8 protein-coding genes are annotated in these 12145 nt (G+C 53.2%); 6 read left to right on the forward strand and 2 right to left on the reverse strand.

Going from position 1 to position 12145, the window contains the following annotated elements; all coding sequences use genetic code 11:
• The first annotated feature begins 115 nt into the window (after positions 1-115).
• From JFL75_RS20255 to JFL75_RS20280, 6 genes are all read left to right on the forward strand, one after another.
• Positions 116-1189: a winged helix-turn-helix domain-containing protein gene (locus tag JFL75_RS20255; RefSeq protein WP_215628481.1), complete on the forward strand. Its 1074-nt coding sequence runs from the start codon at positions 116-118 to the stop codon at positions 1187-1189.
• A gap of 15 nt (positions 1190-1204) precedes the next feature.
• Entirely contained in the window at positions 1205-1897 is a 693-nt protein-coding gene (locus tag JFL75_RS20260) for a hypothetical protein (RefSeq protein ID WP_215628482.1), read from the forward strand.
• Positions 1898-1962: 65 nt separating this feature from the next.
• Positions 1963-3270 (forward strand): C4-dicarboxylate ABC transporter, encoded by a 1308-nt coding sequence (locus tag JFL75_RS20265; protein WP_215628483.1) that lies wholly within the window; start codon positions 1963-1965, stop codon positions 3268-3270.
• Between the two features lie 127 nt (positions 3271-3397).
• Positions 3398-5551 carry a hydantoinase/oxoprolinase family protein gene (locus JFL75_RS20270; protein WP_215628484.1) on the forward strand — a complete coding sequence of 718 codons (2154 nt, stop codon included), beginning with the start codon at positions 3398-3400 and terminating at the stop codon, positions 5549-5551.
• Positions 5552-5571: 20 nt separating this feature from the next.
• Positions 5572-6138: a hypothetical protein gene (locus tag JFL75_RS20275; protein ID WP_215628485.1), complete on the forward strand. Its 567-nt coding sequence runs from the start codon at positions 5572-5574 to the stop codon at positions 6136-6138.
• A 21-nt stretch (positions 6139-6159) separates the two neighbouring features.
• Positions 6160-7521 carry an FAD-dependent oxidoreductase gene (locus tag JFL75_RS20280; protein ID WP_215628486.1) on the forward strand — a complete coding sequence of 454 codons (1362 nt, stop codon included), beginning with the start codon at positions 6160-6162 and terminating at the stop codon, positions 7519-7521.
• A 4-nt stretch (positions 7522-7525) separates the two neighbouring features.
• Here the strand turns inward: JFL75_RS20280 and JFL75_RS20285 are convergent, their stop codons facing one another.
• Both JFL75_RS20285 and JFL75_RS20290 read right to left on the reverse strand, forming a co-directional pair.
• Positions 7526-9799, reverse strand: a complete 2274-nt coding sequence (locus JFL75_RS20285; RefSeq protein WP_223292714.1) for a patatin-like phospholipase family protein — start codon at positions 9797-9799, stop codon at positions 7526-7528.
• 104 nt (positions 9800-9903) lie between these two features.
• Positions 9904-11943, reverse strand: a complete 2040-nt coding sequence (locus JFL75_RS20290) for a DUF4139 domain-containing protein (RefSeq protein WP_215628488.1) — start codon at positions 11941-11943, stop codon at positions 9904-9906.
• Positions 11944-12145: the final 202 nt, after the last annotated feature.

A 12145-nucleotide genomic window follows, 5' to 3' on the forward strand; every position in this document is an offset into this window, starting at 1 on the left:
TAAAATAATTCACTTTTTTCTTGCGTTCTCCATAAAGCCATGGTATTGTAAAACCTACTTATTTCGGAGTCCGAAATAAGTTTAGCCGTATACCCGGAGCGAAGACCCTAGGATTATGAAGAAAAATACCCTCAAGGACATGAAATCAGAAAACCGGCGCCTGCTGATCAAGACGCTTGTTGAAAAAAAATCCCTCGCCAGGATAGAACTGGCCCAGATCACCAATCTGAGCCCCAGCACGGTTTCCTCCCTTGTTTCCGAGCTCCTGGATCAGGGGCTGTTTGCCGAAACCGGCGTAAGCTCATCCACCGGCGGCCGGAAACGGACGGAACTGAGTCTCAATAAGGATTTTGCGGCCCTGGCGATCCTGGAAGTCCGGCGGAACCGGACGGTTATCCGGATATTCGATATGCTTCTCAATGAAAAAGACAGTATGGTCCTTTCAAACCGGTATTTGACCGGCGACGAATTGCTTGCCGGCGCGGTGGAAACCCTTTCGGCATACACCGCCGGCGGGGGAATGCCCGTCACCGGCCTGGGTCTGCTGTTCCAGGAAGACATGACCGAAACCGAATTCTCCGTTATGTATTCCACATCCCTGTCCTCGGATACGATCTCCCTCAGGGACGCTTTGACCATGAGCCTCCACATCCCCGTTGTGGAGGATTATTCCCAGTGTTTTTCAATCACCCATGTATTATCGGGCAATGCCGCGGCTTCAAAGGGAAGCACCGCCTTTATCACCATCGGCAGCCAGATTCTGGCAAGTATAGCTCTCGACGGCGTTCCTGTTTCGCTCAAGGAAGGCAGAAAGGTAATGAATATTACTCCGCTCCTTGGCAATTCCGGGACGTCCGAGGGGCTGCTCGCTGACGGCGGGGAGGGGTTCCCCGGGAAATCCCGGGCTAAGCCGGGAAACGCTACGCCCATCGGTGAGACTGTCCGGTCCGCAGCGCAGGCACTGGCGGCGGTTCTTAAGCCCCTGTGCGTTTTTTTCCAGCTGGATACGGTTTTTCTCAGCGGCAGGATCTGTGAGATTCCGGAATTCAAAAAAGCCGCCGAGAAAATGCTCTGCCGGCAGCTCAGGCCGCTGCCTTCCCCGAAGATACAGCTGGCGGAAATCAACACGGGAATGCTGGTAAACAACCTTGCGGTAAGTCTGCAGAATAAAATTCTGCTTTCGGAATAATTTTTTGGAGGGGTTATGAATTTCAAGGAACTGATCGGCGCCAATAAATTTTCCCTGGTGGTAAGTCTCCCGGCGAATAATCTCGACCTGGCCAAGGCTGCCCTGGCGGGCGGCGCTCAGGCGGTGAAGGTCCACATGAATGTCTGGCACCGGGCCAGCGGCAACACCTTCGGCAGCTTCCGGGAAAACCGGAAGTTTATGGAAGAGCTCATCGCGATTGCGGGCCAGGTTCCCGTGGGACTCGTCCCCGGAGGGGAGGATGCCTTCATAAACCGTGAGGAAATGCTGGAACTGGAATCCATGGGGCTGCAGTTTTTTTCATCCTATGCCCACCACCTTCCGCCTTTTATGATGGAAAGCACCAAACTGGGAAAGATGGTGGCCATCGACTATACCTACACCCAGAATACCCTGGACGCGGTTAAGGCTTCGGCCATTGATGTTCTGGAAGCCAGCATCATGCCCGGGGACCAGTACGGCAAACCGCTTAATTATTCGGATGTCCTCAGGTACTCCGACGTTGCTGCCAAAACCGGGAAACCGGTACTCGTTCCCACCCAGAAGAAAGTCCTCCCGTCGGAAATCCGCACCCTCCGGGACGCGGGCTGCAAGGCGGTCATGATCGGAGCTATCGTAATGGGCAACGAATCCCCGGGGGACTGTGAAAAGGCCGCCGCGGAATTCCGGAAGGCAGTGGATTCACTGTAGTTCTCTTTTAAATTAATCACCGGTGTGATTAAAAATATTTAGCTTAGGCTGGAAATGGAGGTTTTATGTTACAGGGAATTCTCATTATCGTCGTGTTTCTTGTTATCGCGGCATTGATGATTACGCGGAAAATTCCGACCCTGCTTGCGCTTCCCCTGCTGGCAGTGGCGATTTGTCTGATCGCCGGCGTGCCTTTTGTGGGAAAGGATGCCAACGGTGCGAATATCGGATTTCTCCAGACCGTAATCGAAGGCGGGGCTACACGGATGGCGGCGGCGTACGCCGCGGTTATTTTCGGCGCCTGGCTCGGACAGCTCATGAACCAGACCGGTGTTACGTCCACGATTATCAGGAAATCCGCGGAGCTTGGCGGCGACCGGCCCCTGATTGTAACCATTGTGCTGGTTATCGCCGTGGCGCTGCTGTTCACCACCCTGGCCGGACTCGGCTCGGTCATTATGGTCGGTTCCATTGTTCTGCCGATCCTCGTATCGATCGGGGTTCCCGCTATCAGCGCCGCCTGTATCTTCCTCATGGCTTTCGCCACGGGACTGTGCTTCAATATGTCCAACTGGCAGACCTTCTCTTCGATTTTCAGTCTTGAAATCGAATACATCAGGAATTTCGAATACTTCCTGGTGGCGGCGACCTTCCTTGCCACTTTGGTTCTCGTGTTTATCGAATTCAAAAAGAACGGCGTGAAGTTCGCTTTCTCCGCGCCGGCGGCTCCCCAGGAAGAACCGGAGGAGAAAAAGCTGAAGGGTGTCACCGGCGCTCTGGCGATGGTCACTCCCCTGATTCCTATTCTGCTGGTTATTATTTTTAAGGTTCCCATAATCCCGGCGTTCTTCGCGGGTATTATCTGGATCCTTATCTTTACGTTTAAAGGCTGGTCAAAGGCTATGAATATGCTGACCAAGACCTGCTACGACGGGATTTCCAATGCAGCGCCGGCGGTTATTCTCATGATCGGAATCGGTATGCTCTACATGGCCGTGACGAATCCCATGGTCAAGGAAGTCCTCAATCCCTTTATGCTCGCCATTACGCCGAAGACCAGGATCACCTACATGATCTTCTTCATCATTCTGGCGCCTTTGGCCCTGTACCGCGGCCCCCTGAACCTCTTCGGGCTCGGCTCCGGTATCGCCGCGCTTATTATCGGTCTCAATACGATTCCGGCGCTGGCGGTTATGGGCGCATTCCTTTCGGCGGAACGCATCCAGGGTGTCGGTGACCCGACGAATACCCAGAACGTCTGGACCGCTAACTTTGTCGAAGTTGATGTTAACGCCATAACGAAAAAACTGCTTCCCTATTTGTGGGTTATAGCAGCCATCGGGGTGGTTATTTCCGGTATTCTCTACTTCTAAGGGTGCTGGAATTTCCTGCGGCCTTTACGGCCGCAGGAAAAACTGCGGTGATTGGTATAAACAGCCGGGTCCGGCTGCTTATACCAATTCCTGTTGGAATTTAGGTAAGCATAATTTGGAGCGGTAAATGAAAGTACGGATTGGTATAGATGTGGGCGGCACGTTTACGGATGCCGTGGCAATAGATAATGACACCTTTGAGCTTATCGGTTCGGTAAAGGTTCCCACCACCCATACGGCCGGGGAAGGTGTGGCCGCGGGCATTGTTGAGGTTCTCAAAAAAGTTATGGACCAGTACGGCATTAAACCGGAGGATGTTCACTTTATAGCCCATGGTACGACCCAGGCGACAAACGCGCTCCTGGAAGGCGACGTGGTAAAAGTCGGGATCATTACCCTCGGCGAAGGTCTGGAAGGGGCCAAGGCAAAGGGGGATACCACCATCGGCGATATCAAGCTTGCCCCGGGAAAATTCCTCCATTCGGTAAATGCCTATGTCAACACCGCGGACCGGGATTCCTTTGCCGCAAATACCGGCGCGGCCATAGAGCAGCTGATACAGAACGGCGCCCGGAGCATTGTTGCCGCGGAAGCCTTCAGCGTGGATGATCCGGAAAATGAAAATAAAGCGGTAAAGCTCTGCGGGGAACATTCCATCCCCGGAACGGCTACCAACGATATTTCAAAACTGTACGGACTGAAGATCCGGACCAGGACCGCCGTGGTCAACGCAAGTATTCTTCCGAAAATGCTCGACGCGGCGAATATGACCGAAAGCAGTATTAAGAACGCCGGGATAAAAAGCCCCCTTATGGTAATGCGCTGTGACGGCGGTGTGATGACCGTGGACGAAGTCCGCAACAGGCCGATTCTTACAATCCTGTCTGGTCCGGCGGCGGGAGTTGCCGGCGCCCTGATGTATGAAAAACTGACCGACGGGATTTTCTTTGAAGTCGGCGGAACATCTACGGATATTTCCTGCGTCAAGGATGGAAAAGTCATGGTCCGGTACGCGGAAGTCGGCGGCCATAAGACATATCTGAATTCCCTGGATGTGCGGACCGTGGGAATCGGCGGCGGCAGTATGGTCCAGATCAAGGATGGAAAAGCCGTTGACACGGGACCCCGTTCGGCCCATATCGCCGGCCTGGGTTATGAGGTATACGCGGACTCTGAAGAAATTGTTAATCCCAGACTTAAAACCGTAAAACCCCATGAGACCGATCCCGACTATGCGTATGTTGAATGTGACAATAACCTTTCCTTTGCCCTGACCCTGGCAGGGGCGGCCAATATCGCCGGTTACGTCCGGGAAGAGGATTACGCCTTCGGCAATACCGATGCTGCCCGGAAAGCCTGGCAGCCCCTGGCTGATTCCATGGGCTGCTCAGTGGAGGAGGCCGCAAAAAAAGTACTTGCCTTCGCCGCGGAAAAAAACGGCCGGGTGGTCAAGGATCTTATCAAGGATTACAGCATGGATCCGCGGGTCACCATGTTTATCGGCGGCGGCGGCGGCGCTGCAGCGGTGGTTCCCCATCTCGGTGAATCTCTTAAGCACAAACACCGTATCGCTAAAAACGCCCCGGTTATTTCCACCATCGGCGTTGCGCTGGCTATGGTCCGGGATATGGTGGAACGGACGGTGCTCAATCCCACGGAACAGGATGTACTTTCCGTGCGCCGGGAAGCGGAACTCATGGCTATCCAGAACGGAGCCGCTCCGGGAACCATAGAAGTATCCGTGGAAGTCGATTCCCAGCGCAACCTCATCAGGGCTGTTGCCGTGGGCGCGACGGAACTGCGCAGCAAAAATATGATGGAACGGAAACTTGGCAAGGATGAACTGCTGGCCATTGTGGCTGAGAATCTCGACGCTTCGGTCTCGGATCTTTTTATCGCGGCGGAAACCGACTCTATGTTTGCGGTGCAGCTTCGGAAAACCGAAAAGAAACTTTTTGGTCTTTTTAAAAAGAAGACCAACCCCCTCCGCATTATTGATGAGGAAGGAGTCATTCGGCTCCAGAAAAACAATGCCTGGGTAAGAAGCGCCACAGTGGGAACATGGGAAAAGGCGGCAAAGCATCTGCTTGATGAATTAATCGAGTATAATGACGGCGGCGCGCAGATGCCGAATATGTATCTTGTTATCGCCAAACGTATTGTTGATCTGAGCGGGCTTCAGACCGAAGCCCAGGTATTCAGTCTCGGAAATGTGGAAATCTCCGGCGCCCAGGCAGACGAGGGGGTAATCCTCGCGGCGACCAAACGGATAGATTCATGATTGTGCGGGGACTGTGAACCATGCCGGATTTTGTTTTTCCCTTTCCCGGAAAGGAACTGGCCCATACGGAACTGTCCTATGACTCGTGCTATGAGCGGATCCCGGAAGCGGACCGGACGGAGATTGTTGACCTGGCCTGGAACCGGGGAAGCGAAACGGCAAATACAGTGTGGGCGGAATCATCCGGAGAAACGGATTTTTTTGCCATCGCCGATAAAAACGGCCTCCGGTACCGCCGGGAAGACCGGGACTATGTGCTGGGCGGCCGCCGGTACTTCAGCGAATACCTTTCCGGGACAAACACCGTCACCCTGTATACCCAGTCCGTTTCCCTCTGGGCGGAGCAGAACGGGATTTCCCGGGAGGCAGCGGAAAACCTTATCATGAGCCATGAGTTTTTTCATTTTCTTGAATGTACGAAACTCGGTCTGACATCAAAATTATATTTGGTTCCCATGGTAACCATCGGCCCTCTTAAAATAGGCCGGACCGGTATCCGGGCGCTCAGCGAAATCGGGGCCCATGCTTTTTCCCGGACCTATTACGATCTGGCCGGAGGAAAACCGGGAAGTGACAATAAGAAATAAATCCTTTGAAAGGAGCGTATTATGCAGAATAAACTTAAGTTTGAAGTAGCCGTAATCGGGGGCGGTCCAGCGGGGACTGTCGCAGCCATTGCCGCTGCCCGCGGCGGCGCGAAAACCATACTCATCGAACGGTTCGGCTGCCTCGGCGGTATGCTGACCATGGCCGGTACCGGACCGCAGATGACCTTCCATGCCGGAAACAAACAGGTTATATTCGGGATCCCCAATGAGATAGTGGAGCGGCTGAAGGCCCAGGGTTTTTCCATCGGCCATATGAAAGACGCCGTGGGGTACTGCGGGTCGACGACAGCCTTTGATCCGGAAGGTATGAAGATAACTCTGGAAACTATGGCCCGGGAGGCTAATGTTACAATCCTGTACCATACCACCTATACAGGATGTACCGTTAAAGACGGAAAAATTGTTTCCGCGCAGCTCTATTCCAAGGGCGGCTTTATGGAACTCGAGGCCGATGTATTTATCGATGCATCCGCCGATGCCGATCTGGCGACCCACGCCGGAGTGGGCAGTGTCTTCGGCCGGGAGAGCGACAACCTCGCCCAGCCTATGACCATGAATGCCCGGGTCTACAATGTAGACCGCGAAAAAATGCTGGAGTTTATTGAAGCAAACCCCGATGAGGTATATAAAAATACCCCCAAGGATCTGCGGAGCTATCCCCGGTACGGTATTCAGGGAGCCTACAGTATTGTTAAGCAGGCAAAGGAAAACGGCGACTTCAATGTTGACCGGGATCTTGTTCTCTGCTTTGAGACCAACAACAAAGGTGAATACATTATCAATATGACCAGGGTTATAAAACGGTCGGCGGTGGACCCCTTTGATCTCACCGAAGCTGAAATCGACGGCCGGAAACAGGTTCATGAGACAGTCCGTTTCCTCAGAAAATACATCCCTGGATTTGAAAACTGTATCCTTATGACTTCAGGACCGCAGATCGGTATCCGGGAATCGCGGAAAATAAACGGTGTCTATAAGCTCACTGGAGACGACCTGGTGAAAAATACCATGTTTGAAGATGCCGTCGCTATGGGCGGATATCCCATTGACATCCATTCCCCCGACGGCCAAAGCATGAACCACCGGTTCCTTAAGGACAATACCTGGTATTCCATACCGTACCGCTGTCTCATCACCAATGAAATAGACAATCTCATTGTAACCGGCCGCTGTCTGAGCGCCACCCACGAAGCCTGTGCCGCAGTCCGGGTTACACCTATTATTATGGCCATCAGCGAAGGCGCCGGTGCCGCGGCGGCTCAGGCTGTAAAGGATAAGGCATCGGTTAAGGAAATCGATGTGCAGAAGCTCCGTAAAACACTGAAAGACAACGGCGTCTTTCTCGAAGAGTACCGGGAATAAAAAATCAGAAACCGATCGCCCCGATATCCAAGGCGAAGAACGGAGATATCCGGTTGTCGGTTCCCTGATGTATTCCGCCGCGGAGCAGAATCCCAAAGGCGTCGTTGAGTCTGACTCCCGCGCCGACGGCCGCATTCCAGTGGAACACTTCGTTCCACTGGAAGTCATGCATATCCTGTATGACAGCTCCGGCGGCGCCCTGGAGAATAATGAACGACGGAATCGTTATGCTTTGGCTCCTCCAGTCAATTCTGTATTGGGCTTCAAGGCCGAGCCCCGCCACATTGCTTCCTACGATTTCTTCGGTTGTGAGCGGTCCGGGAAACATCCACCGCGATGTAAGGCCGGGAAGGTAATAGAAGGGAGCTTTATTGACATCCGACAGAAAACTGAAGTCCGTTCCCGCTTTCCACCGCAGAGCCATGGAGAAGGGGGACCCGAAGGGAATGGTTGCGACGCCGCCGCTCTCAAGGGTATGGAACAGCAGATCGGAACCCGGTTTGTGGATGGAACTGGCAAAATCAAGGGTCCCGGAAAAACCTTCCGCAGCAAAAATCGGGGAGTCAACCCGCTGCAGGCCAAGGGATACCTTCACCATATTGTTGTTGGTAGTTGAATCCGGGAATATCGACGTATCGAAAGTATTTTTTGTATTGGCGTAATCGTAACTCCAGCCGGCCCCGAATTCCAGCCCGCCGGATGAAGAAATACCGATATTAACGCCGCCGGAAACGAAGAACGTATTGTACTGGTATCCGAGGTAGTTTTCATTGAACCGTATGGAAGACTGCTGTTTAACCGTAAAATACGGAGTGACCGAAAAGTAATCCCCAAAGCCCTGTCTGAATTGCAGATCGACACCCGGAGCATCCAGAATTTCAACATCCAGAGTAATCTGGGATTTTTTTGTAGGCAGACCTCTGACAATGACCGCCGGAACGAGATCCATGTTTCTTGTATTAAATGATGAAAAGGTGGTCCGGGAAACAATATGGAGCCGGACAGCGTTTTTTTCCTGGGGTTTCGGGGTAAGCCTGATAAGCAGGGGATTGCCCGGCTCGAGGGAATCCCGGTATATCCTTGCCGACTCGTACCGTCCGGTATTGTCGATTTCATAGAACAGTCTCTCCACAGTGATGGCGCCGTCTTGTTCCTGTTCACTCAATGAGGCAAGAATACTGCTGATCTTCTGGCGGTCCTTTTCTACGGCGCCCTCAACTCTCACGGACCGGCTGTCCCGCAGATTAAGGGACGGCATGTCCGGCTTTCCCGTAAAATTGGTGCTGTCTTCTGGGAATTGGCTCCGTATTTCCTGTAGCTGCGAGATATTCGAACGTGCCGTTTTTTCTCCGATGGCGGATAATTCCACGCCCTTGTCGAAGGCGGTCTGCATAAAACCGGAAACATCCACGGTGAGCAGCACATCGGCATTGTTCAGCTGGGGTTTGACATTTTCTCTGGAAGAAATGTGCATGGTTTTCATAAAATTTTCCAGGAAGTTGTTCCTTGAAGCTTCCTGAGATGATGCAACTCGGTCGACCAAATCAACGGCAATTATTATATCGGCGCCCATCTCCCTGGCAAGGTTTATCGGAAGATTATCCACCACCCCTCCGTCAACCAGGTCCCTGCCATCCACATGCCAGGGGGTAAAAATCGCCGGAAGACTCATGCTGGCCCGCATGGCGTCCGCTAGATAGCCCTTTGAGAATACAACCTTGTCGCCGCTGTTTATGTCCGCCGCCACAGTTCTGAATCTGCGGGGAAGATCATCAAAATCAATGGGCGAAGGTATACAGAGAAGGTATGAATCCACCAGCCGTACTATTTTGTTGCCCGACAATAGACCACTGCCCAGAAAAAAGCCCGTCCGGTCAAAGGGAATTGAAAGGGCGTACCGGGATTTTTCCTTAAGACGGTAGTACGGTTCGTTTTTATTGACCGTGGTATCGAAAAACAAATCCCCCCAATCGGCTTCAACAAATGCCTGTTCTATTTCCGCGGCGGTATACCCCGCGGCATAAAGTCCGCCGACGATGGAACCGATACTCGTTCCGACAACAATATCCACGGGGATGCCAAGTTCTTCAATGACTTTTATCACCCCGATATGGGCGATCCCCCAGGCGCTGCCGCCGGCGAGAACCAGCGCTACTGTCGGGTGCTTACCGGCGGAAACATCGGGATTATCCTGGGCCCGGATATTAGGAATAATCCCGAACAGCAGGACATACATACAGACCGTCGTTATTACTTTTTTATGATGCTTTTTGTTCATATATACAGTTTAGAATAGTGCAGATTACTCGGTTCCATCAATGCCCAGGAGAAAAAAACGCCGGAGGCGGAACCTCCGGCGTGTATATTGTCAGTGACAGGCTTTTACAATTTTAAATCAGCCAGATATGAATCGTATTCCCGGCGGGCATTCTGGGCGTTTTTCCTGGCGGTTTCCGACTGAGCGGAAAGGGCGTCGATTTCGTTGTCCATGGCGGTCAGCCGCCGGAGGTATTCCTGGCCCTGCTGGGTCTGGCTTCCCGCGGCTTCGAGGTTCCGCCGTATCCGGTCCTGTTCGGAAATCTGGCGGGTCCTCTGGGTTTCAATATCCTTCTGGATCGCGTCGGCGTCATCGGCGGCGCGTTTGAGGTCCATGGCTTTCTGGAGTGCCTGCCGGACATTGGCGGGAATTTCCTGGTTAGCGGTATAGCTCAGGAAGGATTCAAGGGTCAGCCGGGACAGGGTAATACGTTCCACTGCGGGTGCTTCCTCAACAACGGTGAACTCCAGTTCTCCCCCCGCGGGAAGGTTCTGCGCGAAACGGTAGAGTGTGTCGGTCCGTTCCAGGTATGACTGGCCCTGGGACAGGGTGGTACCGCCGGTGATGGGATGTTCAATGATAAGCCGTTTCGCTTCCCCGGCGGCATTGCGGATGCTGTATTTCCGTTCATAGCTTACCTTCCGGATGATGCTCATGACACCGCCGCTCACGGTCACACTGGTAACTACCCGGGATTGGGACTGGCTCGCGCTGCCGGTTACCGAGAGGTCATCGCCGAATGAAATGAGGCGTTTTTCGTTCTCCGGGAAAAACTCTATCAGCGCGTCCCCGCCATAGGTTCCTCCGTCGAATACCGTAATCGGACCGGCGGGAAGCTTCATACCCGTGCTGTTGGTCAGTTCCGCGCTGATGGCGGGGTTGATCATCCCGCCCCGCGCCGCCTGGGCTCCGGAAAATACCAGAACCTTTTCGGCTTTGACCGCGGACTCGACTAAAGGCACCATGGCGCTCTGCTGGCGGGGAAGGGTCACCGGGGTTTTTAGGGTGAATTCAAACTGATCTCCCGCGGCTCTGCCTGCCGCGGTGGTCACGGTTCCGCCGGAAACACTACCCGGTGCCGGGGCTGCCGGAGCGTATACTGAGGATTCGGACATTACCGCCGACTTCTGCGAGAGCCTCGCGTAATCGTCGTACGCCATATCCTTAGATTCTTCGGGGTAATCATTCCGGCCGTATCCGGAATCGTAGGTCCTTGCCTCGGCGATTCCCGCGATGGCCAGCGGAAGGGTTGGCCTGGACAGATAATAGGGCTGATACAGATTCTGGATAAACGAAACCGGCTTTCCGGTAACCAGGGAAAGCTGCACGTTTTCCCAGTCCATGTCACTGTCGTTGTCGATGATTGCCCACCCCTGGAGCAGGGGTTTATCCTGGTTCAGGTCGAGCCGGTAGGAAACCTTCCAGATCGGCGCTGGAATAACGTAGCTCAGGCTCACATTCCGTGCCCCGGTCCCGGGGAGCATGACGGAAAGATTCCTGCTTTCCGAAGCGTTGGACGCGGCGATAAGGTCCAGGGCCCGGTTAAAGTCGCTTTGTACTGCCGGATCCATAAAGGAAAATGAGGAAATATCCCTGAGAGCGATTACCTCCATTCCCTTGGAGCTCAGGATGGAAACATAGGGTTCCGCAGCTCCGGAATCCTTCATGGCCCGGTATTCCACACCGATTATTCTTCCGCTGACGGGACTCGGTGTGTACACCTGGATTTCACTTCCCTTAAGATTTTCCAGAATCTCGACTGTACCGGGATTGCCGGACAGGTCTATTTTCAGGCTCTTCAGTGTGCGGTACAGGGTCGTTTCCGAAGCGTACCGCACCGAGGGGGAGGACGAACCGGGATCGTTGATTACCAGTGACTTTAAGGCGTCATTGAGGGCCGCTTTGTTAAACGGCAGCAGCACCTCTCCGTTCCCGGAAATATTTCCGGTGTGCTCGAAAAATGCCACCCCGGAAGAAAAAACCGACAGCCTCCGGAGGGGAAGATCCTGGCTCTGACCGGTCTGAGCCGCCGCCCGCATGCCGGGAAACAGCGATAATACGATTATTGCTGAAAAAAAACCGAAATACCGTGCTCTGCAATTCATACATTGTTTCCTTTTTTTCGTTCTGAATTTACCATAATTCTACTCCCTTTCGTAATAATTGAGAAGGGAACCTATGGTACAGCCTCTCCCTCAATATAACAAAAATTTATCCCCCGAAGTTTCAGAAAACAGCCACATTAGGCTTTTTTTTTGTATATTAATAGTAGAAAGGAGATACAATCCGGGTTTCCGGAAAAGGGAC

Source organism: Breznakiella homolactica, assembly GCF_016616095.2.
GTDB lineage: Bacteria > Spirochaetota > Spirochaetia > Treponematales > Breznakiellaceae > Breznakiella > Breznakiella homolactica.

What these genes read in the sequence shown, in the direction of transcription:
- JFL75_RS20290 (WP_215628488.1), bottom strand. Translation starts at nt 11,943, where the DNA reads ATGAATTGCAGAGCACGGTATTTCGGTTTTTTTTCAGCAATAATCGTA.
- JFL75_RS20270 (WP_215628484.1), top strand. Translation starts at nt 3,398, where the DNA reads ATGAAAGTACGGATTGGTATAGATGTGGGCGGCACGTTTACGGATGCC.
- JFL75_RS20255 (WP_215628481.1), top strand. Translation starts at nt 116, where the DNA reads ATGAAGAAAAATACCCTCAAGGACATGAAATCAGAAAACCGGCGCCTG.
- JFL75_RS20280 (WP_215628486.1), top strand. Translation starts at nt 6,160, where the DNA reads ATGCAGAATAAACTTAAGTTTGAAGTAGCCGTAATCGGGGGCGGTCCA.
- JFL75_RS20260 (WP_215628482.1), top strand. Translation starts at nt 1,205, where the DNA reads ATGAATTTCAAGGAACTGATCGGCGCCAATAAATTTTCCCTGGTGGTA.
- JFL75_RS20275 (WP_215628485.1), top strand. Translation starts at nt 5,572, where the DNA reads ATGCCGGATTTTGTTTTTCCCTTTCCCGGAAAGGAACTGGCCCATACG.
- JFL75_RS20265 (WP_215628483.1), top strand. Translation starts at nt 1,963, where the DNA reads ATGTTACAGGGAATTCTCATTATCGTCGTGTTTCTTGTTATCGCGGCA.
- JFL75_RS20285 (WP_223292714.1), bottom strand. Translation starts at nt 9,799, where the DNA reads ATGAACAAAAAGCATCATAAAAAAGTAATAACGACGGTCTGTATGTAT.